The 22,088-nt window shown below is 68.8% G+C and carries 20 protein-coding genes; 10 read left to right on the top strand and 10 right to left on the bottom strand.

Annotated features, from left to right (window positions below; all coding sequences use genetic code 11):
- Positions 1 to 379: 379 nt before the first annotated feature.
- On the bottom strand, positions 380 to 3,334 hold the full coding sequence (locus tag HUW53_RS05660) for a ligase-associated DNA damage response DEXH box helicase (RefSeq protein ID WP_237344785.1): 2,955 nt from the start codon (positions 3,332 to 3,334) through the stop codon (positions 380 to 382).
- A 250-nt stretch (positions 3,335 to 3,584) separates the two neighbouring features.
- Between HUW53_RS05660 and ftsW the strand changes: the two genes are divergently transcribed.
- The 8 genes from ftsW to HUW53_RS05700 all read left to right on the top strand — a co-directional run bounded on the left by ftsW (position 3,585) and on the right by HUW53_RS05700 (position 11,210).
- A complete protein-coding gene (gene ftsW / locus HUW53_RS05665) occupies positions 3,585 to 4,805 on the top strand; it encodes a putative lipid II flippase FtsW (RefSeq protein WP_237344786.1) in 1,221 nt (406 codons plus the stop codon).
- A gap of 86 nt (positions 4,806 to 4,891) precedes the next feature.
- Positions 4,892 to 6,019, top strand: a complete 1,128-nt coding sequence (gene murG, locus HUW53_RS05670; protein ID WP_237344787.1) for an undecaprenyldiphospho-muramoylpentapeptide beta-N-acetylglucosaminyltransferase — start codon at positions 4,892 to 4,894, stop codon at positions 6,017 to 6,019.
- Positions 6,016 to 7,428 carry a UDP-N-acetylmuramate--L-alanine ligase gene (murC, locus tag HUW53_RS05675; RefSeq protein WP_237344788.1) on the top strand — a complete coding sequence of 471 codons (1,413 nt, stop codon included), beginning with the start codon at positions 6,016 to 6,018 and terminating at the stop codon, positions 7,426 to 7,428. The genes murG and murC overlap by 4 nt, the downstream gene beginning before the upstream one ends.
- Positions 7,429 to 7,743: 315 nt before the next feature.
- Positions 7,744 to 8,940 (top strand): GGDEF domain-containing protein, encoded by a 1,197-nt coding sequence (locus tag HUW53_RS21965; protein WP_237344789.1) that lies wholly within the window; start codon positions 7,744 to 7,746, stop codon positions 8,938 to 8,940.
- 1 nt (position 8,941) lies between these two features.
- Complete coding sequence (locus HUW53_RS05685) at positions 8,942 to 9,382, top strand: NUDIX domain-containing protein (RefSeq protein ID WP_237344790.1); 441 nt, start codon at positions 8,942 to 8,944, stop codon at positions 9,380 to 9,382.
- Positions 9,383 to 9,537: 155 nt separating this feature from the next.
- Positions 9,538 to 10,506, top strand: coding sequence for a signal peptide peptidase SppA (gene sppA, locus HUW53_RS05690; RefSeq protein ID WP_237344791.1), 969 nt, complete (start codon positions 9,538 to 9,540; stop codon positions 10,504 to 10,506).
- 101 nt (positions 10,507 to 10,607) lie between these two features.
- On the top strand, positions 10,608 to 10,892 hold the full coding sequence (locus HUW53_RS05695; protein ID WP_234053265.1) for an integration host factor subunit beta: 285 nt from the start codon (positions 10,608 to 10,610) through the stop codon (positions 10,890 to 10,892).
- A gap of 6 nt (positions 10,893 to 10,898) precedes the next feature.
- Positions 10,899 to 11,210 (top strand): lipopolysaccharide assembly protein LapA domain-containing protein, encoded by a 312-nt coding sequence (locus tag HUW53_RS05700; RefSeq protein WP_237344792.1) that lies wholly within the window; start codon positions 10,899 to 10,901, stop codon positions 11,208 to 11,210.
- A gap of 456 nt (positions 11,211 to 11,666) precedes the next feature.
- Here HUW53_RS05700 and cysW read toward each other — a convergent pair whose 3' ends face one another.
- The 3 genes from cysW to HUW53_RS05715 all read right to left on the bottom strand — a co-directional run bounded on the left by cysW (position 11,667) and on the right by HUW53_RS05715 (position 13,914).
- Positions 11,667 to 12,533 carry a sulfate ABC transporter permease subunit CysW gene (cysW, locus tag HUW53_RS05705; protein WP_237344793.1) on the bottom strand — a complete coding sequence of 289 codons (867 nt, stop codon included), beginning with the start codon at positions 12,531 to 12,533 and terminating at the stop codon, positions 11,667 to 11,669.
- Position 12,534: 1 nt separating this feature from the next.
- Entirely contained in the window at positions 12,535 to 13,395 is an 861-nt protein-coding gene (gene cysT, locus HUW53_RS05710; RefSeq protein WP_237344794.1) for a sulfate ABC transporter permease subunit CysT, read from the bottom strand.
- Positions 13,396 to 13,614: 219 nt separating this feature from the next.
- Positions 13,615 to 13,914, bottom strand: a complete 300-nt coding sequence (locus HUW53_RS05715) for a hypothetical protein (RefSeq protein WP_237344795.1) — start codon at positions 13,912 to 13,914, stop codon at positions 13,615 to 13,617.
- 338 nt (positions 13,915 to 14,252) lie between these two features.
- Between HUW53_RS05715 and HUW53_RS05720 the strand changes: the two genes are divergently transcribed.
- Together HUW53_RS05720 and HUW53_RS05725 are read left to right on the top strand one after the other, a co-directional pair.
- Entirely contained in the window at positions 14,253 to 15,287 is a 1,035-nt protein-coding gene (locus HUW53_RS05720; RefSeq protein WP_237344796.1) for an aspartate-semialdehyde dehydrogenase, read from the top strand.
- A 117-nt stretch (positions 15,288 to 15,404) separates the two neighbouring features.
- Positions 15,405 to 15,617, top strand: coding sequence for a Trm112 family protein (locus tag HUW53_RS05725; protein ID WP_237344797.1), 213 nt, complete (start codon positions 15,405 to 15,407; stop codon positions 15,615 to 15,617).
- A gap of 236 nt (positions 15,618 to 15,853) precedes the next feature.
- Here HUW53_RS05725 and HUW53_RS05730 read toward each other — a convergent pair whose 3' ends face one another.
- From HUW53_RS05730 to HUW53_RS05755, 6 genes are all read right to left on the bottom strand, one after another.
- Positions 15,854 to 16,906, bottom strand: coding sequence for a hypothetical protein (locus HUW53_RS05730; RefSeq protein ID WP_237344798.1), 1,053 nt, complete (start codon positions 16,904 to 16,906; stop codon positions 15,854 to 15,856).
- 39 nt (positions 16,907 to 16,945) lie between these two features.
- Positions 16,946 to 17,698 carry an NUDIX hydrolase gene (locus tag HUW53_RS05735; RefSeq protein WP_237344799.1) on the bottom strand — a complete coding sequence of 251 codons (753 nt, stop codon included), beginning with the start codon at positions 17,696 to 17,698 and terminating at the stop codon, positions 16,946 to 16,948.
- Positions 17,695 to 18,792 carry an alkene reductase gene (locus HUW53_RS05740; RefSeq protein ID WP_237344800.1) on the bottom strand — a complete coding sequence of 366 codons (1,098 nt, stop codon included), beginning with the start codon at positions 18,790 to 18,792 and terminating at the stop codon, positions 17,695 to 17,697. The genes HUW53_RS05735 and HUW53_RS05740 overlap by 4 nt, the downstream gene beginning before the upstream one ends.
- 221 nt (positions 18,793 to 19,013) lie before the next feature.
- The gene (locus HUW53_RS05745; protein ID WP_237344801.1) at positions 19,014 to 19,916 is read right to left on the bottom strand and encodes a PhzF family phenazine biosynthesis protein; all 903 of its coding nucleotides are present in this window, start codon (positions 19,914 to 19,916) and stop codon (positions 19,014 to 19,016) included.
- A 108-nt stretch (positions 19,917 to 20,024) separates the two neighbouring features.
- Positions 20,025 to 20,873 (bottom strand): pyridoxal kinase PdxY, encoded by an 849-nt coding sequence (gene pdxY, locus HUW53_RS05750; protein WP_237344802.1) that lies wholly within the window; start codon positions 20,871 to 20,873, stop codon positions 20,025 to 20,027.
- 107 nt (positions 20,874 to 20,980) lie between these two features.
- Positions 20,981 to 21,781: an SDR family NAD(P)-dependent oxidoreductase gene (locus tag HUW53_RS05755; RefSeq protein ID WP_237344803.1), complete on the bottom strand. Its 801-nt coding sequence runs from the start codon at positions 21,779 to 21,781 to the stop codon at positions 20,981 to 20,983.
- Positions 21,782 to 22,088 lie beyond the last annotated feature (307 nt).

Genomic DNA, 22,088 nt, shown 5'->3' on the forward strand with positions numbered 1-22,088 from the left:
CCTTGCGCGTGTCCGGATCCCGATGGCGACGCGGTCCGGAGGGCCGTGTTTGCGGGCAGGCGCCAGGAGGCCGCCCAACGTCTTTCCGGGAATGCGCCGTTCAGCGAACTGGCTCCGCGCAGCGAGCGGGTTCCGTTCAGCGACTTGACTCCGTTCAGCGATTTGGGTCGTCGGCCCCCGACGCTCCGGCGGCATGGCTTCCGGCGGCGAGCGGATGCGCGCCCTCCTTCACGCCGTCAGCCCAGGTGCTGGCCCCTGCGGCTTGGCCAGGCCCGGCGCGGATTCGCCCGGTGCAGCTTGGCCCAAGTCTCCGACCCTGTCCGCGCGGGGACTTGGGCGGGGAATTGGGCGGGGGCGTGACGTTCCCAGGCGTCTGGCGTCAGTTCGTGGCGGCGCGCACCAGCTCGTCTTCGGCTTCCGCCAGCAGGGCCTCCTCGGCATCGCCGCCGACGCCCTCGCGGCCGATCTCCAGCAGCACCGGTACCGACAGCGGCGACACCCGCGCCAGCGGCTGATGCACGATGCGGCCCTTGATGCGCGCCAACATCTCGGCGAGGCGCTTGACGTCCAGAAGGCCGGTGGCGGCATCCGCCCGCGCCGCCCGCAGCAGCATGTGGTCGCTCTGGTGGCGGCGCAGCACGTCATAGACGAGATCGGTGGAGATGGTGACTTGCCGGGCGCTCTTCTCCTTGCCGGGAAAGCGCCGCTCGATGAGGCCGGCGATCACCGCGCAATAGCGGAAGGTGCGCTTCATGAGGCTGCTTTCGTCAAGCCAGGATTCCAGGTCGTCGCCGAGCATGTCCGCGTCGAACAGGTCGGCCAGGGACAGCCGGCCCTGGGTGATGGCGTGGCCCAGGTCGCCCACCCCATAGATGCCCAGCGCATAATCGTTGGCGGTGAACCCCAGCGGCTTCAGTCCCGCTCGTTCCAGCCGGCGGGTCAGCAGCATGCCGAGCGTCTGATGGGCGAGCCGCCCCTCGAACGGATAGGTGACGAGATAGTGGCGCGCGGCCCGCTCGAAGGTTTCCACCAGCAGGTCGTTGCGACCCGGCAGGCGGGACCGGGCGCGTTGCAGCTCCAGCCATTCGGCCACCTGTGGCGGCAGGCTGGCCCAGCGCTCGGGGGCGGCCAGCAGCGCCCGCACCCCGGCGGCGAGGAAGGTGGAGAGGGGAAACTTGCCGCCCGCATAGGCCGGCACCTTGGGTTCCTTGGCGCTGGCACGGGAGACGTAGATCTCGTCTTCCACCATGGCCTCGAAGCGCAGGATCTCGCCGGCGAACACGAAGGTGTCGCCCGCCACCAGGCTCTCGACGAAATATTCCTCCACCTCGCCCAGCACCCGGCCGCCCCAGCGCACCCGCCCGGCCACCCCGCTTCTGGCCGCGCCGCGGGCGGAGACGAGGCGCACCTTGATCATGGGGCTTTCGACGATGGTGCCGATGTTGAGCCGGTAGGCCTGGGCCACCATGGGGTTCGCCACCCGCCACAGGCCGTCGCGGGTCCGGCGGATCTTGGCGAAGCGCTCATAGGCCCGGAGCGCATAGCCGCCGGTGGCGACGAAATCGAGCGCCGCATCGAAATCGGCGCGGGAAAGCGCGCGGTAGGGGGCGGCGGTGGTGACCTCGGCGAACAGGGCGTCGGCGTCGAAGGGGGCGGCGCAGGCCATGCCAAGCACATGCTGGGCCAGCACGTCGAGGGCGCCGGTCCGCTCCGGCGGGGTGTCCTGGGCGCCGGCGCGTACCGCCTCCAAGGCGGCGTGGCACTCCAATACCTCAAACCGGTTGGCCGGCACCAGCACCGCGCGGGAGGGCTCGTCAAGCCGGTGGTTGGCGCGGCCGATGCGCTGCATGAGGCGTGAGGAGCCCTTTGGCGCCCCCACGTTGATGACGAGGTCCACATTCCCCCAGTCGATACCGAGATCGAGGGATGAGGTGGCGACCACCGCCTTCAGCCGCCCGGCCGCCATGGCCGCCTCCACCTTGCGGCGCTGGTCCACGGCGAGCGAGCCGTGGTGCAAGGCGATGGGCAGATTGTCGTCATTGATGCGCCAGAGTTCCTGGAACAGAAATTCCGCCTGCCGCCGGGTGTTGACGAACACCAGGCTGAGCCCGCTGGCGCGAACGGCGGCATAGATGTCCGGCACGGCGTGCAGCGCCATATGGCTCGCCCAGGGCATGGGGGCGGCGGTGTCGAGCATGGCGATGTCGGGCGCGGCGCCGCCGTGAGCCACCACAAGGTCGGCGCGCGGTGTGCCGCCGGTTTTGCCGGGGTCCGATTGGGGCACGAGGTAGCGGCGCAGATCGTCGGGCTCGGCCACGGTCGCCGACAGGCCGACGCATTGCAGGCCGGGCGCGAGGGCGCGCAGCCGCGCCAGCGCCAGCGCCAGCAGGTCGCCGCGCTTGGAGGTGACAAGGGCGTGCAACTCGTCCAGCACCACCCGCTTCAGGCCCGAAAACAGCGTTTCGGCATCCTTGGAGGCCAGCAGCAGCGAGATCTGTTCGGGCGTGGTGAGCAGGATGTCCGGCGGATCGCGCCGCTGGCGCTGGCGGCGGCTGGCCGGGGTGTCGCCGGTGCGGGTCTCGACCCGGATCGGCAGCTCCATCTCGGCGATGGGCGCCTCAAGATTGCGGGCGATATCCACCGCCAGCGCCTTGAGCGGAGAGATGTAGAGCGTGTGCAGCGGTGACACGCGCGCCTGTTCCGTCCAGCGGGCGAAGGGGGCGGCGCTGGGTGCGAGGGCGTCAGGCCTCGCCGCATCCGCGTCCGCGCCGTGCGGTGGGAGCGCGGCGGCAGGTTCGGTGATCCGCTCCGCGCGGCCATTGGCCTTCGAGCGCGCCGGGTCGGGGGACGCGATCCCCGGACGGGACTTGATCCCTGTCGCGGACTTGGTGCCGGGCGGTGATGTGGTACCGTCCTGGGACCGGGACGCAGTCGGCGACGTTGCGGGCCCCGGTCTCTCTCCCCCTTCGGCTGCCGCGTCCTCGCCCGGCCCCCTTGCGCGGGCGTGCGCTGTCGTTGCCATGCGGCTGGGGCGCCCTTCGGCCAGCTCCACCAGGGTCGGCAGGAAGCCGGCCAGGGTCTTGCCGGCGCCGGTGGGGGCGATGAGCAGCACCGAGCGCCCGGCGCGCGCCGCCGCCAGCAGGTCGAGCTGGTGGGCGCGCGGCGCCCAGCCCCGCGCCGCGAACCAGCGCCGGAAGGTCTCGGGCAGCGCCTCCGCCTGCGGCGCCGCGCCCTTCCGGGCCTTGCGGCGCGGCGCCTTGGCGCGCGCGCTCTCGGCGCCGGGCGCTTCCGGTGTCGGCGCTTCGGTGTTGGAGGGGCTGGCGTTTCGGATCATGGGGGCCACGCTGGCAAATATAAGCGGTGGCGGCCGGTTTCGCGACCGGCGACGACGGCGTTTGCCGCCGGCGGCGGATGGCGACGGATCGCGGTGGGTCGAACGGACGGCGCCAGCGCGGCGTTCACGCCTGCGGCATCGCTTCCGCCCGGCATCGCTCCCATTGGCCGGAGACCGCGCGGCTTTAATCGCCCGTCAACCGTCCGCGACGCATGGTGCGCGAAATGTTCCGTGCTGGAGTTGCCGTCCCATGATGTCGCGCGCCGATCGCACTGTCCTGAGCGAGTGGTGGTGGACGGTGGACCGGGGCCTGCTCGCCGGCCTGTTCGCCTTGATGGTGGTGGGCATCGTGCTGTGCCTCGCCGCGAGCCCGGCGGTCGCCGCCCGCCTCAACATCGCCGATCCGTTCCATTTCGTGAACCGGCAGGTGCTGTTCCTGGTCCCGGCGGCGGTGGTGATGATCGCCACCTCCTTCCTGTCGCCGCGCGCCATCCGGCGGGTGTGCATGGTGGTGTTCGCGCTGTTTTTCGTGCTGCTGCTCGCCACCCTGGTGGTGGGCCCCGAGGTGAAGGGCGCCCGGCGCTGGCTCACCATCGCCGGCATCACGGTGCAGCCGTCGGAGTTCATCAAGCCGGCGTTCGTCATCATCGCCGCCTGGCTGTTTTCGGAAAGCGCGAAACGGCCGGAAATGCCGGCTCAGCTGCTCGCCATCGGCCTGTTGGCGAGCGTGCTCGGGCCGCTGGTGAAGCAGCCGGATTTTGGCCAGAGCCTGCTGATCTCGCTGGTGTGGGCGGCCCTGTTCTTCCTCGCCGGCCTGCGCTGGATCTGGATGATCGGCCTCATTGGCGTGGGTGCCGGCGGCGGCGCCATCGCCTATATGACCGTGTCCCACGTTCAAAAGCGCATCAACCGCTTCCTGAACCCCGAATCCGGCGACACCTACCAGATCGACGCGGCGCTCAACTCGTTCCGCAACGGCGGCTGGTTCGGCCAGGGGCCGGGGGAGGGCACCATGAAGCGCCTTCTGCCGGACGGCCATACCGACTTCGTGTTCGCAGTGGCGGCCGAGGAGTTCGGCATTATCTTATGCCTCATCATCCTGGCGCTGTTCGCCTTCATCATCCTGCGCGCGCTCGCCCGCGCCATGAACGAGAACGACCCGTTCTCCCGCTTCGCCATCACCGGGCTCGCCCTGCTGTTCGGCCTGCAGGCGGCCATCAACATGGCGGTGAACGTGCACATCGCGCCCGCCAAGGGCATGACGCTGCCCTTCATCTCCTATGGCGGCTCCTCGCTGATCTCGCTGGCGTTCGGAATGGGCATGTTGATCGCCCTGTCGCGCAAGCGGCCGGGGGCGGCGGCGCTGGCCGCTTTGTCCGAACCCAAGGTCGTGAGCGGGCCGCAGATGGCCATGCCGAAATCCTTCGTCGCCGCGCCCGGCCCCGCCGATGGCGCCGCCCATCCGGCCTGAGGCCGCCGCCCCTGCCGACCGCGCGGCAGGGGACGAGACCCCACCGTCGCCTTATTGGCGTCGCACATGCGGAACATGAGGGCGTCGTGACACCGCTTGTTCTTCTCGCCGCCGGGGGCACCGGCGGCCATCTGTTTCCCGCCGAGGCCCTCGCCGCCGTGCTCGATGCCCGTGGCCTGATGGTGGACCTCGCCACCGATGAGCGCGCCGCGCACTTTGCGGGCGCGTTCCCCGCGCGCGAAGTGCATGTGCTGCCGGCCGACACGGTGCGTGGCCGCTCGCCGGTCGCGCTTGCCCGCACCGGCCTGGCGCTCGCCTCCGGCTTGGTGCGGGGGCTCGCCTTGATGCGCGAGCTGAAGCCGGCGGCGGTGGTGGGTTTCGGCGGCTATCCCACGCTGCCGCCGCTGCTTGCGGCGTCGCTCATGGGCGTGCCCACGGTCATTCATGAGTCGAACGGCGTGATGGGCCGGGCCAACCGGCTGCTCGCCGGCCGCGTCAGCGCCATCGCCACCGGGTTTCCTGACCTTCTGAAGGCCAATCCCGCGCTCGCCGCGAAGGCGGTGTGCACCGGCAACCCGCTGCGCCCGGCCGCGCTCGCCGCCGCGCGGGTGCCCTATGACGCGCCGGTGGCGGGCGGGCCGCTGCGTCTGCTGGTGTTCGGCGGCAGTCAGGGCGCCCGCGTCATGTCGGACGTGGTGCCCGAGGCCATCGCCCAGCTTCCGCCCGAGATCCGCGCCCGCCTCACGGTCACCCAGCAGGCGCGGGAGGAAGACCTGCCCCGCGTGCGCACCACCTATGACGTGCTCGGGCTGAAGTCGGAGCTGGCACCCTTCTTCGAAGATTTGCCGGCGCGCATGGCGCGGGCTCATCTCGTCATTTCCCGGTCTGGCGCCGGCACGGTGGCGGAGCTTGCCGCCATCGGCCGTCCGTCCATCCTGGTGCCGCTGCCCCATGCTTTGGACCAGGATCAGGCCGCCAACGCCCGCGCCCTCGCCGACATCGGCGGCGCCCTGGCGCTCCGGCAGGTGGAGTTCGACGCCGGCCGCCTTGCCGGGGAGCTCATGCGCTTCGCCGACGCGCCGGACACGTTGACGCAGATGGCGGAACGCGCCAGAAGCGCCGGCGTGCTCGACGCGGCGGAACGGCTCGCCGATCTCGTGCAACATTTGGCCGGCGGGGGCACGGCCGCAACCTTCCAAGGACCACGTTCATGAAGCTGCCGGAGCGCCTCGGCCCCATCCATTTCGTCGGCATCGGCGGCATCGGCATGAGCGGCATCGCCGAGGTTCTGAACAATCTCGGCTATACGGTGCAGGGGTCCGACGCCTCCGAGAATGCCAATGTGAAGCGGCTGCGCGCATTGGGCGTGACGGTCGCCGTGGGCCACGACGCGGCCAATATCGACGGCGCGGCGGTGGTGGTGGTGTCTTCCGCCATCAAACGCGACAATCCCGAGCTGGCCGCGGCCCGGGCCCAGCGCCTGCCGGTGGTGCGGCGCGCCGAGATGCTGGCCGAGCTGATGCGCCTCAAGAGCTGCGTCGCCATCGCCGGCACCCATGGCAAGACCACCACGACCTCGCTGGTCGCCACCCTGCTCGATGCCGGCGGCTTCGATCCCACCGTCATCAACGGCGGCATCATCAACGCCTATGGCACCAACGCGCGCCTGGGCGACGGCCATTGGATGGTGGTGGAGGCGGACGAGAGCGACGGCACCTTCCTGAAGCTGCCCACCGAGGTCGCCATCGTCACCAATGTGGACCCCGAGCATCTCGACCATTTCAAGACCTTCGACAAGGTGCAGGACGCCTTCGAGAGCTTCGTGGAGAACCTGCCCTTCTACGGTTTCGCGGTGATGTGCATCGACCATCCGGTGGTGCAGGCCCTGGTCGGCCGCATCGAGGACCGTCGCGTCATCACCTATGGCGAGAACCCGCAGGCGGACGTGCGCCTGGTGGACGTGGACCTCAAGGGCGGCATCACCAAGTTCGGCGTCATCTTCCGCGATCGCTCCGGCGCGGTGACCCACGAGATTTCCGGCCTCAAGCTGCCCATGCCCGGCAAGCACAACGCCCTGAACGCCACCGCCGCCATTGCGGTGGCCTATGAACTCGGGGTGCCGGACGCCAAGATCATCGAGGCGCTCGGCGGCTTCGGCGGCGTGAAGCGGCGCTTCACCCGGACCGGGGATTGGAACGGCGCCACCATCTTCGACGATTACGGTCATCACCCGGTGGAGATCGCCGCGGTGCTGCGCGCCGCGCGCGGGGCGAGCGAGGGGCAGGTGATCGCGGTGGTGCAGCCGCACCGCTATACCCGCCTCCAATCCCTGTTCGACGAGTTCTGCACCTGCTTCAACGATGCGGACCATGTGATCGTCGCCCCGGTCTACGCCGCCGGCGAGGCGCCCATCGCGGGCGTGGATCGCGACCATCTGGTGGAAGGGCTCATCGCCCACGGCCATCGCAGCGTCACCGCCTTGCCGGGACCGGAGGCCTTGGCGGAGATCGTTGCTGGCCTCGCCAAGCCCGGCGACTATGTGGTGTGCCTCGGCGCCGGCTCCATCAGCGGCTGGGCCTATGCGCTGCCCGGCGAGCTTCAGGCCCTGAAGCCGGCGGCCTGAGGCCGGCCGGTTGCGTTGCCCCCCGCGCATGCGGCTATGTTCGCGCGGGGCTGTGCTCGCGCAAGAAGTCCTTGTCGTGATCGCTACAAATGTCTGTCCATCAGTGGCGGACGGCTTCGACTGCGCGGATAAGTTGTGTATGACCACGGGAGAGGGGGAGACGCTTCCGCGGGCTCCCTCACTCTGGGAAGGTGCGCGCTCTTTTCGTTGGTACGATGTTCGGGACCGTCTCGACCGAGCCTGGGTCCGGTCGAGGTGTTTTCGCCCCCCTGTATTGGCGAGAATTGCGCTGCGCCACACTTGGGTTCAGCAGGCGTGTTTGGATTCGACTATTTCGTTCCCTTCGACTTGCGGACCTTGTTCCGGCTCATCTTCATCACGGATCTCGTGGTGTGCGCCATGCTGCTCGCCTACCGCGAGCAGGGCGGCGAACGGCGTCTTGTTCATCATTTCGTTCTCGCCCGTGTCCTTCATGCCGCGGGTTGCCTGCTGATTGGCCTGCGCGGCGACATTCCCGCGTGGGCGTCGGTCGATGTCGCCAACACCTTTATGTATTTCGGCTTTGCCCTTGAGCTGTCGACGATGGTGGGCATGCGCGCGAAGCACCGCGTGCTCTCGTGGCTGTTTTTCCTTGTGGCCGCCATCGGCAGTCTCGCCATCATCGTCGTCGGGACCTCGGCGGGACGGCTGGTGGGCGTCGCCAGTCTGAGTGTGGCGGCACTGTTCGCCCCGGCCGCGGTCGTGGTCGCCATCGCGCCCGGCGCATCGCGGCTGCAGCGTGCCATCGCCGCCGTCTATGCGGCCATGGCGCTCTCCTTCCTGGCGCGGGCATATTCCGGGTTCGTGGAAGGGCATTCCACGTTCGACCGGAATCTGGAGCAGTTTCTCGGCCTCATCGTCATGTATGCCTATGCGGTGGCGGGCGGCATCGGCTTCCTGCTGCTGATGAAAGAGGATGACGACCGCCGGCTGCGTCATGCCGCCACCATCGATTCGCTGACGGGCATCCTGAATCGCGGTGCCTTCTTCGCGGCCGCCCGCACTGCGATGGAGACGGGCGCGCGCGCTGGGCGTCCGCTCGCCTTGCTCATGGTCGATGTGGACCATTTCAAGCGCATCAACGATACCTATGGCCATCCGGCGGGCGACAGGGTGCTCCAGGCCTTGGTGCGGGTTATCGCCGGCGGCATTCGTCCGGCCGATGTCTTCGGGCGCCTGGGCGGCGAAGAGTTCGCGGTGCTGCTGCCCGATGCCGCGCGCGGTGACGCGGTGGTGGTGGCCGAGCGCATTCGCCTCTCGGTGCGGGGTCTCGTCGTGTCCGACCTGCCTCAGATCTCATGCTCCATCAGCATCGGCTGCGCCGTGCTGCGGCCGCAGGGGGGCGAGGATCTGGATCTGTTGATGTCGCGCGGCGACGAAGCGCTCTATGACGCCAAGCACAATGGGCGCGATTGCGTGATCGTGGCGGGAGATGCCGCGGCCGCCGCGCCCAGCGATGCGGTAAAGGTATGAGATGTTCCAGCTTCTGCCCGTCATCCGTCGCCTGCGCCACGGCCTTACACTCGGCGTGCGGGTGCTCGCCCATGATGGCGAGGGCCGGCTGCTGTTGGTGAAACACAGTTATACCCCCGGCTGGCACCTGCCCGGCGGCGGCGTGGATGCGGGCGAGAGCGCGGCCGCGGCGGCGCATCGCGAGCTGAAGGAAGAGGCAAATGCACAGGTGGAGGGGCCGCTGGAGCTGCATGGCCTGTTCTTCCACCCCGCCTATGGCGGGCGCGACCATGTGGTCTGCTTTCGCGGCCGGGTGCGCGGTGGTCCGGCGCCGCGGCCGAATCTGGAAATCCTGGCCGCGTCCTTTTTCCCGTTCGACGCGCTGCCGCCGGACACCACCCCCGCCACCCTGCGCCGCATCGCCGAGTGGCGCGCCGGAATGCCGCTGAGCGAGGCGTGGTGATCGCGGCCCCGTCGCTCGCCTTGCCAAGGGGAGCGCACCTGCTTAAGTGCAAACGGAACAGGGCGCCGATCGGCGACGCATCGGTGTGCGTTCTCACACCGCAAGGGTCATGCGGCCCGGTCGCGGTGGCCCAAATGTGAAGGCAGGAGGCAGGGATGTCCCTCGACGCCGACCAGATCGTCGATCGACGCAGGCTGCGCCGCAAGGTCACCTTCTGGCGCACCCTGGGGGTGCTTGCCGTGGTGGCGGCGCTGGCGGTGGGCGTGGGTGTCTTTGCCGCCGAGCGGGTGCCGGCCGGCAGCCCTCACGTGGCCCGCGTGGTCATCGGCGGCATCATCCGCAACGATCGCGAGCGAGTGGAGATGCTGGAGGAGATCGGCCGCTCGGGGGCACAGGCGGTCATCCTCTCCATCGACAGCCCTGGCGGCACCGTCACCGGGTCCGAGCAGCTCTATGACGCCCTGCGGCGCCTTGCCGCGAAGAAGCCGGTGGTGGCGGTGGTGGAGGGGGTGGCGGCGTCCGGCGCCTATATCGCCGCCATCGGCGCCGACCACATCGTCTCGCGCCGCAACGCGCTGGTGGGCTCGGTGGGCGTGATCTACCAGTTTCCCAACGTCACCGAGCTGTTGAAGACGGTGGGCGTGACCATGGAGGACATCAAATCGTCCCCCCTGAAGGCCTCCCCCAATCCCTATACGCCGGTGACGCGGGAGGCGCGGGCGGCGGTGGAATCCCTCGTGGCCGACAGCTACGGCTGGTTCAAGGGCCTCGTGGGCGAGCGCCGCCAGCTCTCCGGTAGCGGCCTCGCCACCGTCTCCGACGGGCGGGTGTTTACCGGGCACCAGGGGCTGGACCTGCAACTGGTGGACCAGATCGGCGACGAGCGCACCGCGCGCGCCTGGCTGGCCAAGGAGAAGGGGGTCTCCGAGCACCTGAAGGTGCGGACCTGGACCACCGGGCGGGTCACCAGCGAGTTCGGCTGGCTGCTCGGCCTTGGCCACGCCGCCCTCGAATCCGCGGGTTTTCCACAACTTGCGAGTGTCTTTTCGCGGAGCGCGCGGGCGGCCGCGAGCCGGGTGCAGCTTGACGGCTTATTGGCGGTCTGGCACCCTCCCGTCGAGTGATGATCGGGGCGCGGCCTTCAATCTCAGGCCACGATTTTCCTTAAAATCAAAACGTGCCCACCGCTCCCTGCGGATCGGTCGTGAGGGGAAGTGAAGCCATCATGATCAAGTCCGAACTCGTCCAGAAGATCGCGGAAACCAATCCCCATCTCTATCAGCGGGATGTGGAGAACATCGTCAACGCCATCCTGGAGCAGATCGTCTCCGCCCTGGAGCGTGGCGACCGGGTGGAGCTGCGCGGCTTCGGCGCCTTCTCGGTGAAGAAGCGCGAGGCGCGCGTCGGCCGCAATCCGCGCACCGGCAAGCAGGTGGACGTGAGCGAAAAGACCGTGCCCTATTTCAAGACGGGCAAGGAAATGCGCGAGCGTCTCAACGACGGGAAGTGATCCTCCGTGGCGCGTGTTCTGTCCATTCTCATCGGCCTGCCCCTGGCGGTTCTCGTCATCGCGCTCGCGGTGGCCAACCGGCGGGACGTCCTGGTGTCCCTTGATCCGTTCTCTCCCAACGCGCCGGTGCTGGCCGCCAGCATGCCGCTGTACGTGGTCATCTTCGGGGCGCTGATCGTCGGGGTCATCCTCGGCGGGGCGGTGACATGGGTGCGGCAGGGGCGGTTCCGCCGCGAAGCCCGTTACGCCCGGCGCGCGCAGAAGGCGGCCGCAAACGCGGCGTCCAGCAGCCTGGGCCTGCCGGCTCCGCGCGCCTGACCCTCCGCGTTGCCGCCGATCGTGCGGAAGGTGGTCCTGGTTCTTGGGGTGCCGGCAAGGCCGATGGCGCGCGGTCTTCGATGGGGCCGGTGGGGTTTCGGCTTGGATCGACTCGCGATATTCCCCGCCGTGCATTGAAGCCAGGCCCTTTCCTGTCGTGCGCCGCCTCCTCGCCCATGGAAGATGCGGTCAATGACATCGCCGTGGGCTTGCCACTGGCTTTCCGGGTGCAGCCGGTTCCGATTCTGACCCCCTTTCCAATCCTCCCCTTCCGCAGGAGCGTGGCGTAACGCGCGGGTGAGCTTGGCGGGTAAGCTTGGAGGTGACCTTGGCAGGTGACCTTGGAACGAATCGCGATGGGGTCACGCAACGGCCCCGTCTCGGGCGTCCGACCCCGGCGAGGGGTCTTCCGGGGCGGCCTTCGGCCCGTGGGGCGCCGCGTCTCAAGGTCGCGGGTCAGCCGGCGGCGTCGCGGCTTTCGGTGGGGCTGTGGGCCTCGGCGCGTTCGATCAGAAACTTCGCCACCAGGGTGAACAGGGCCACCGCCGCAAGCACGGTCGCGGCGGCGAAGGCGGCCAGCACCTGGCTGTCCTGGTAGAGCAGTTCGATCTGAAGCGGCATGGTGGAGGTCTGGCCGCGGATGTTGCCGGAGACCACCGAGACCGCGCCGAACTCGCCCATCACCCGCGCGTTGCACAGGGCCGCGCCATAGAGCAGCGCCAGCTTCACATTGGGCAGGGTGACGAGGCGCAGGGTCTGGAACCCGGACGCGCCGAGGGTCACCGCCGCCTCTTCCTCGTCGCGGCCCTGGGCCATCATCAGCGGCACCAGCTCGCGCACCACGAACGGGGCGGTGACGAACAGGCTGGCCAGGATGATGGCGGGCACCGCGAACATGATCTTGATGTCATGCTCCGCGAGCCATGGCCCCAGCAGCCCCTGTCCGCCATAGACGAACAGATAGGCGACGCCGGCGATGATGGGGGAGATGGAGAACGGCAGCTCCACCAGCGCCAGCAGCAGGCTGCGGCCGGGAAAGGTGAATTTGGTGACGGTCCAGGCGGCCGCGATGCCGAAGCCGATGTTCACCGGGACGCACACCAGCGCCACCAACAGGGTGAGCCCGAGGGCGTGCAGCGTATCGGGCCGCGCCAGCGCGTCCAGATAGGCGGGAAGGCCGCGCCGGAAGGCCTCCACGAAGATGATGGACAAGGGGGCGATCAGCACCAGCGCGGTCACCGCCAGCACCAGTCCGGTGAGGCCGACGCGGAACAGGGGCGCATCGCCCACCCGCACGCGATAGCGGTTGATCCGTTGCGCCATGTCAGTCCTCCCCCACCGTGTGGCGCTGGTGCCAGGCCTGGATGATGTTGACGACCAGCAGCATCACGAAGGCGACGGCGAGCAGGGTGACGGCGATGGCGGCAGCCGCCGCGTAATCATATTCCTCAAGCCGGATATAGGCGAGCAGCGCCACGATCTCGGTGCGGAACGGCTGGTTTCCGGCGATGAACACCACCGCGCCAAATTCCCCGAGCGAGCGGGCGAAGGCGAGCGAGGCCCCCGCCAGGAAGGCCGGGAACAGGGCCGGGAAGATCACGGAGCGGAAGATGCGCGCGTCGGTGGCGCCCAAGGTGGCGGCGGCTTCCTCCAGCTCCGGTTCCAGATCCTCCAGCACCGGCTGCACCGTGCGCACCACGAACGGGATGGAGGTGAAGGCCATGGCGCAGGCGATGCCGGCCGGAGCATAGGCCACCTGGATGCCCCATTGCGCCAGGGGCGCGCCGAACCAGCCGTTCTTGGCGAACAGCGTGGTGAGGGCCAGGCCGGCCACGGCGGTGGGCAGGGCGAAGGGCACATCCACCAGCGCATCGAGCAGGCGCTTGCCGGGAAAATCATAGCGCACCAGCACCCAGGCGAGGGCGAGGCCGTACACCGCATTGAACAGGGTGGCGGCGGCGGCGGTGGCGAACGTGACCTGGAACGAGGCCAGGGTGCGCGGCGAGGTGATGATGGCGATGTAGCGCGCAAAGCCCACATCCGCAGACTTCAGAAGCAGCGCGCAGATGGGCAGCAGCACGATGAGCGCGAGATAGGTGAGGGTCAGCCCCAGGGACAGGCGAAAGCCGGGAATGACACTGCGGCGGGTCCGCCCCAGCGGGAAGAATCCAAAGGATGAGAGCATCGGCGGCAAAAGATCGAGGGGGTAGCGGTGCGGACGGTGGTCTGCGGCGCGGCCCGTTTCAGGTCACTCGGCCTCACCTGCGGACCGCATTTATGCATCGTCGCCGTGGATTTGTCATCGCATTTTCGGAGAATACTTAAATTACGATTGTTGAATGTTGTTTTGGCCCACAAAAAAGGGCCGCGCCTGCGGGCCGGCCCCTTTTTCCGCGCGCGGCGTTCAGTAGCCGGGCAGGTCGAACGGACCCGGTAGCGGCCAGCGCAGGCCGGTGATGGGGCCGGGGCCCACGCCCGAGCCCTGATAATTCGGGTAGTTGTAGTCCATGGGCAAGGCGTAATCGAGATACGACTTGGAGCCGGGCTTCACCATGGTTCCCGCGTCCAGGTAGGAGCGCTTTTGAATGGTGAGCTTGGTGCGCTTCTGGGTCTGCTGCGCGTCGGCGGAACCGGCGACCGCAACCGAGCCCGCGAGCGCAATGACGAGCGCGGCGGCAAGGGTATGAAGCGGCGCGAAACGCATGGGACCCTCCTCGAAACGGCACATCACAGAACATCTGCCGTCTAGCTTGAATTAGGGCACTTGCACGCCTTGCGCAAGGAAACCTCGCCGGCCGGACGCGGTTCCCCGCCGGAGAAATTTCTCCCGTGGCGAGGTGGCAACACCTTCGCGCATCCTTCCCGAGCGTTCCGGCGGGGGCGGTGCCCGGCCGCCGGCCCATCCGGTCCGTTCACGTTCGCGGGGCTTCCCCTTGTTCCGGCGGCGCCGTCGCCTAATTGATTCGGTACAATTGAATCACGCGCGCGTTCGTCATACAACGCGCGTTCACCGGCAAGGGCCGGCAATCCCGAGGATGTTTTATGGGTTACAAGGTCGCCGTCGTCGGCGCCACGGGCAACGTGGGCCGGGAGATTCTCTCGATCCTCGCCGAGCGGGGCTTTCCCGCGGACGAGGTGGTTGCACTCGCATCGCGCCGCTCGCAGGGCACCGAGGTCTCGTTTGGCGACAAAACCCTGAAGGTGAAGGCCCTCGACACCTACGACTTCTCCGACACCGACATCTGTCTGATGTCGGCGGGCGGCACCGTGTCGAAGGAGTGGGCACCGAAGATCGGCGCGCAGGGCTGCGTCGTCATCGACAACTCGTCCCAGTGGCGTACCGATCCGGACGTGCCGTTGATCGTGCCCGAGGTGAATGCCGACGCCATCATCGGCTTCAAGGCGAAGAACATCATCGCCAATCCCAATTGCTCCACCGCCCAATTGGTGGTGGCGCTGAAGCCCCTGCACGACGCGGCGACCATCAAGCGCGTGGTGGTCTCCACCTACCAGTCCGTCTCCGGTGCCGGCAAGGACGGGATGGACGAGCTGTTCACCCAGACCCGCGCCATCTTCGTCTCCGACCCGGTTGAGACCAAGAAGTTCCCGAAGCGGATCGCCTTCAACCTCATCCCGCAGATCGATGTCTTCCTGGACGACGGCTCGACCAAGGAAGAATGGAAGATGGTGGTCGAGACCAAGAAGATCCTCGACCCCAAGATCAAGCTCACCGCCACCTGCGTGCGGGTACCGGTGTTCATCTCCCACTCCGAAGCGGTGAATGTGGAGTTCGAGAAGGAGCTTTCCGCCGAGGACGCGCGCAAGATCCTGCGCGAGGCCCCCGGCGTGCTGGTCATCGACACCCGCGAGCCGGGCGGCTATGCCACCCCGCACGACGCGGCCGGCGAGGACGCGACCTACATCTCGCGTCTGCGCGATGATCCGACGGTGGACAATGCCATCAATTTCTGGTGCGTGTCCGACAATCTGCGCAAGGGCGCGGCACTGAACGCGGTGCAGATCGCCGAGGTGCTGGTGAACCGCAAGCTCATCACGCCCCGGCGTCAGGCGGCGTGATCCAATCCCGACGGCCCTCCACGGAGGGCCGCTTTCGTCTGGTCGGTCCGGGCGTGACGTCGGCGCGCCGCTTCGCGCGGTGTGAAGAGGCTTCAGGTCCTTGCACAGGTGATATCCATGCCCCAGTCCCAGCGTTCCGGTCACGACGTGGACCCCAAGCTTCTGGAAATCCTGGTGTGCCCCCTCACCAAGGGGCCGCTGGAATATAATCGCGAGCGCCAGGAACTGATCTCGCGCGGGGCGCGCCTCGCTTATCCCATCCGCGATGGCATTCCAATCATGCTGGCCGACGACGCCCGCCCCCTCGACGAGGCCGAACTGAGCAAGTGAGCGCCCGCGCTGACGGCGCGGGGTGGCGGATGCCGCCCTCCCGCGCCCGGCGTCGCACGGATGATCGTGCCTTAGAGCGCTTTCCGTTCGCACTGGCTCACGTCATCCGCTCCAGGTTTTGCATTCACGCATTTTCGTCACGCGAACGGGAATCCACGTCGCATGAAAATGCTCTAGCTCCTTGTTTTAGAGCAATTTCAGACGCAAAACCGCTGTCCACTTTTGCTGAAATTGCTCTAGTGGTAGGTGCCGTCCTTGTAATACATGCGCTCGGACCCGCCGGGGGTCTTCAGCGACAGGTCGCGCCAGCCGTCGTTGCTGTCCTTGCCCGGAGCAAGGCCGAGGCCGATGAACTGGCCCATCACCCGCGGCTTGCCGCTGAGGTCCACCACGAACCAGGTGCAGCCGGTGTCGCCGCACCAGGTCGGATCGGTGAGGGTGATGATGGCTTCCGGAGCCCCGTCGCCATTGAGGTCCACCGGGGTGATCTTCAGCTTGTCGGCGACCCTTAGCCCTTCGGCCTGATCGACGAAGATGGCAGCGGCGATCTCGCGTGCCGGCGGCACGCCGCCGCTGCGGGCGGGCTTGCCGGGCTCCGCCGCGACGGTCGCCGGGGCGGCCTGCGCGGCGGTCGGCGCCGCTTCCGGCGGCTTGGCGGCGGCGGCTTCGGCGGGCTTGGGGGCCGCGGGTGTCGTCACCGGCGCCGGGGCGCCGCAGATGGTGGCGGCCTTGGCGAGCAGCGCCGTGCCCTCGCTCAGGGGAATGACGAGGCCGCCATTGGCCTTCCCCTCACCCATCTTCACCTGCTTGCCCGTACCGAGCGCCTTCACCAGCGGATCGGTGAGGCGTACCGGGGCCACCACCGCGCCGCGCGGTCCGCCCTCGGCGTTTTCGTCCACGGCGATTCGGCCGCGCACGGAAAAGCGTTTGCCGTCCACATCGAGGGCGAGGGTGGTCGCCCGTCCGGGGCGCGGCCGCACGCCTTCGGGCAGGGGGGCCTGGATGAATGGCCCGGAGCCGGCGCCGCAGCCCAGCACGAACAGGGCGATGCCGCCGGCTTCCCCATAGGACGCCCCACGCAACGGACCCTGCAGTTCGCTCCAGGCGGGCGCCGCCTGGGCCGGCGACAGCTGGGCCGCGCCCGCGACCAGGGCGAGGGCCGCGATCCAGCGACCAAATCCTGAGTCCATGCGCCGCCGGTGCGCGCCGGAGCGTTGCCGCGTTGCACGGGTCTGCGGCCGGAGCCGCAGCTCCTGTGCCGACTGCGTGTCCGCGTCCCTGTCCGTCATGAGTAAACCCTGCCTCTTTCGTTGCTGCCCGCCGGGCCGTCACGGCGCCATCGGCGCCAGGTTCCACAGGTGGCGCATATACGCCACCGCGAACGGCGCCATCTGCGGCGAGATGTCCTTGACGTTGCGGACGATGGCCATGGCGCTCAGCTCCGGCAACGTCTCGCGGCCGAGAAAGGCGTGGATGCGCCGGGCGGCGTCGGCGGCGGGCTCCGGCAGTAGCAGCCGTCGCAGCAGGGCGAGGCGCGGACCGTCGAACACGGCGGTGAAGCCGGCGTCGCGGGTGACATCGGCCACGGCAAGGCCGGTCTCCTCCGCCAGCTCGCGCCAGACCGAGCCGGCAAGGTCCAGGTGTCCGTCCGTGGTGAGGTCGGAAAGGTCGGGGGTGCCGCCGGGAAAATAGATGCGGCCCGCGGATGCGGTATGGGCGCCCATCACGCCCATCAGGAAAGCGCCGTCGGCGCCTTCCAGGGCTGCGAGGGCGAACACGTTGACCATGCCGAGATCCGGCCAGCCCTGGTCGCGCCACCACAGGAAAGAGGCGAACGTGGTGCGGCGCACCCGGCCGTCGAGGTGCCCGTCCGCGAAACGGTGGTCGCGCAGCAGCAGGATGTCACCATTCCACAGATGGGGATTGGCCCGCTGCCGTAGGGCGAAATGGGAGTCGATCTCCGCCTGTCGGGCCTCGGCCTCCGGCCAGCCGCCATCTTCAAGGGTGAGGCAAACGGAGCGGACCGGCGCGACGCGCCGGTCCTTGGTGTCATCCTGACCCCAGAGGGGGTCGGCGCTCACGCCGCGCTGTCCAGGGTCGGATAGTCCAGATAGCCCTTGATGCCGCCGCCATAGAGGGTGTCGCGGTCGAGTTCGTTCCAGGGGGCGTTGCGGCGCAGGCGCTCCACCAGATCGGGATTGGCGATGAAGGGCCGCCCGAACGCCACCAGGTCGGCCTTGCCGTCCGCCACCGCCTGGCTGGCGAGGTCGAGGTCATAGCCGTTGTTGACCATCCAGGTGCCGGTGTAGCGCTGGCGCAGCTCCGCGAAGGAGAAGTCCGGAGCAATGTCGCGCGGGCCGCCGGTGGCCCCTTCCACCACATGGATATAGACAAGGTGCCGCTTCTCCAGCTCCTCCACCACATGGTTGAAGAGCGGCTGCGGATGGCTGTCGGAGATGCCATTGGCGGGGGAGACCGGCGACAGGCGGATGCCGGTGCGCGCGGCGCCGATCTCGCCGACGATCGCGTCGGTGACCTCCAGCAGGAAGCGGGTGCGGTTCTCGATGGAGCCGCCATAGGCGTCGGTGCGGGTGTTGGCGCCGTCCTTCAGGAACTGGTCAATGAGATAGCCGTTGGCGGCGTGGATCTCGACCCCGTCGAAGCCGGCCTTGATGGCATTGGCCGCCGCGCGGCGATAGTCGGCGATGATGCCGGGGATCTCGGAGAGCTCCAGGGCGCGCGGGGTGGAGGTGTCGGTGAAGGCGTTGTTGACGAAGGTCTTGCTGCCCGAGGCAATGGCGGACGGCGCCACCGGCGCGGCGCCGTCTGGCTGCAACGCGGTGTGGGAGACGCGGCCCACATGCCAGAGCTGGATCACGATATGCCCGCCCTTGGCGTGAACCGCATCGGTGATCTTGCGCCAGGCGGCGACCTGCGCCTCAGTATAGATGCCGGGGGTGTCCTGGTAGCCCTGGCCCTGCTGGCTGATCTGGGAGGCTTCGGTGATGATGAGGCCGGCGCTGGCGCGCTGGGCATAATAGTCCACCGCCAGCGGGCTCGGCACGAAGCCGGCTTCGGCGCGGTTGCGCGTCAGCGGCGCCATGACGATGCGGTTGGAGAGCGTCAGGTCGCCCAGGCGGTAGCTGTCGAACAGGGTCGGGGTGCTCGCACTCATGGGGGTTCCCTTCGGAAATGCCCGGACGCGACACGGCCGGGCTGATGCGATGCGCCGAACATAGGCGCGCCCGCGCCCGCGCCAAGGGGGGACGCCGGCCCGCGACCCCCGATTTCACCCATTTCAGAGACGCTTTATTTCAATAATATTCCATGAGTTTTCTTCATGGATGCGTCGCTCGGCTCCCGGATATAGCGGAACGGCGCTCCTGGCGCTCACATCTAGATATGCAGCACGCCCTCGGCCACCAGAACGGCCGCGCCGCCGATGGTGGTGGTGCCGTCTACCAGACGGCCCTCCTTCACCGAGAAGCCGAGATCGATGCGGCTTGGGCGACCCATTTCGAAGCCCTGGTCGATGCGCACCTTGTGGTGGCCGTCCACGCGGGTCTCCGCGTCCATCAACACCGCGGGAAAGGCGGCGGCGGCGGCGCCCGTGGCCGGGTCCTCCAGGGTGCCGAGGCCGGGGGAAAACATGCGCGCGCGGTAGTCTCCGTCGCCGTCCTCATCGACCGTATAGACGAAGACGGCATCGCCGAACGCGCCGATGCGGGCCAGAGACGCCGCCTCGTCCGGCCGCGCCCGCGCCAGGGCGGTGAGATTGGCCAGCGGAATGAACAGGAACGGCACGCCGGCGGAGGCCACCACCGGCCGGTGGGCATCGAAGCCGATGTCGGACGGATCGAGATTGAGCGCCTCGGCGCAGGCCTCCCGCGTGATGTCGGCGGGCTCGAGCGCCGCCCGGCGCGGCACGGTGAACACGGCGGTGCCCTTGCGCGCGCCGGCGCCCTGGGTGGTGAGCGTGCAGCTCACGGTGCCGATGGGCTGCTCGATCTGCATGGTGCCGGTCTCGATCCGGTCCTCCAGCGCGAGAAGCACCGCCGTGCCCACGGTGGGATGCCCGGCGAAGGGCATCTCGTGCGCCACCGTGAAGATGCGGATGCGGGCGCGATGGGTCTTGTCGCGCGGGGGCAGCACGAACACGGTCTCGGACAGGTTGAACTCGCGGGCGATCTGCTGCATGGCCGCGTCGTCGAGGCCGGTGGCGTCCAGCACCACGGCGAGCGGGTTGCCGCCGAACGGGCGGGTCGTGAAGACGTCCAGCGTCACATAGCGGCGCGGCATGGCAGGGTCCGGGGAGAGGTTCGAGGGCGGGCGCCGGCCTGTAGCGGGGTGGGGCGGGCCGAGCCGGCGCCCCAGGTCCTCCGCCACGTCCGGCGCCACAAATTTGCCTCAAACCGCCACGGGCGTGAAGACCTTGGAGGGCTTTACGAACTCGTCCTGGGCCTCGACAAGCAGCAATTCCCGCGAGTGTGCTTTTTCGGTCCTCTCGAGGAGGCCGAAGATGGAGGAGGCGGCGGCCTCCAGCGCGGCGGCGGTGCTGCCGGTACGCTTCACATGGAAGAAGAAAAGGGCGGCGATGGCATCGCCCGCCCCATTCAGCGCCACGTCGAGGCGCGGCGTGCGCACCAGGAAGCGGCCGTCCGGTCCGGAGGCGAGGAGGTCGATGGCGTCCTTGGGCGTCTCGCGGGTGTGGAGGCTGGTGACCAGGATCACCCGCGGCCCCGCCGCGTGCAGCGCGGCGCAGGCGGCGACCGCATCGGCCTGATCGGTCACGGTGTGGCCCGATAAAAGCTCCAGCTCGAACTGGTTGGGGGTGATGACCTCGGCCGCCGGCACCGCCTGTTCACGCATGAATTCGGGAATGCCGGGCCGCACGAAGATGCCCCGGCCCACGTCGCCGATCACCGGATCGCAGCAATAATCCGCCTTGGGATTGGCCGCGCGCACCCGCGCCACCGCATCGAGGATGGCGGCGCCGATATCGGCCGAGCCCATGTAGCCGGAAAGCACGCCATCGCAGCGCGGCAGCGCGCCGCGCTCGGCGATCCCTTCCAACACGTCTGAGATCACGCCCGCCTCGAACACCTGCCCGCGCCAGGCGCCATAGCCCGTGTGGTTGGAGAACTGCACGGTATGGATGGGCCACACCTCCACCCCGAGCCGCTGCAGGGGGAAGACAGCGGACGCGTTGCCCACATGCCCGTAGGCGACATGGGACTGGATCGACAGCAGATTCATGACGGTGGCCGGTGCTGGAGGACACGCTGTCCGCCGTTACTCCCACCCATCGCGTCCGACAAATGGAATTTCATCATGGCTGGCAGCAGCCCCGCTGATGGATGCGCTCAACGCGAGCGGGAGGCGAGCATGAAGCGGGTGGCCTCGCCCACCAGCCGCCGGGGCGCGAGGCGGATGGCGAAGATCATCACTTTGTTGAGAAGGCCCACCACGGCCACCCGCCGGCCGGCGGCCATGGCCTTTACGCCACAGTCCGCCACCGTCTCCGCCGTGACCATGGGACCCTTGAACAGGCGCGTGCCGTCCCAGCCGGCGCGGTCGAAGAAGCGGGTGGCGGTGGGGCCGGGGCACAAGGCGGTGACGGTGACGGGGCTGCCCTTCAGTTCCTCCGCCACCGCTTCCGAGAAGCTGAGCACGAACGCCTTGGTGGCGCCGTAGACGGCGGAGAAGGGCAGCGGGGCGAAGGCGCCGGTGGAGGCCACGTTCAGGATCCGCCCCTCGCCCCGTGCCAGCATGCCGGGCAGCACCGCGGCGGTGAGGCGGGCGAGGGCGGTCACATTGGTATCGATCATGTTCAAGGTGAGGCCGGGGTCGATCCCGGCGAAGTGGCCATAGGCGCCGAAGCCGGCGTTGTTGACCAGCACGTCGGGCACCTGGACGGTGAGCGTGGCGGCGAAGTCCTCAAGCTCATAAGGGTCGGACAGGTCCACCTGGCGGACCGCCACCCGCCGGCCCAGGGCGACGATCTCGTCGGCGGCATCCGCGAGGCGGTCGGCGTCGCGGCCCGCCAGCACCAGGTCGTAGCCCTCCTGCGCCAGCCGCTTGGCGAGGGCGAGGCCAATGCCGCTCGATGCGCCGGTGACCACGGCGAAGCGCATATCGTTCGGGGCAGGGGTGTCCTTCGGCAACGCAACCTCCTGAAGACGCGGTCGGACCGGCGGTACCGGCGGCGCCCAGTGTAGCGGACAGGATCGCGCTGCCGCAGACCCCGTTTCTACGACGAAAGGCGCCTGTGCCGAAACGGTCGCGGCGGCGTGTCCCCAGGCCGAGAGGGTGTCCTTGCGGCGCGGGGGCCGGCGGATCTATGGAGGAGATGGAACCGCCGTGGAGCGGTTGGCATCGCGCGGCGGACGGTTGCCGCGCCTGGGTGGCGTCTTTTCGCCACGCGCCTGCGATTTGATGCCGAATGCGGCTTCCCTTCCCCGCCCCCACCAT

The sequence above is a fragment of the Xanthobacter agilis genome (genome assembly GCF_021730435.1).
Taxonomy (GTDB): Bacteria; Pseudomonadota; Alphaproteobacteria; order Rhizobiales; family Xanthobacteraceae; genus Xanthobacter; species Xanthobacter agilis.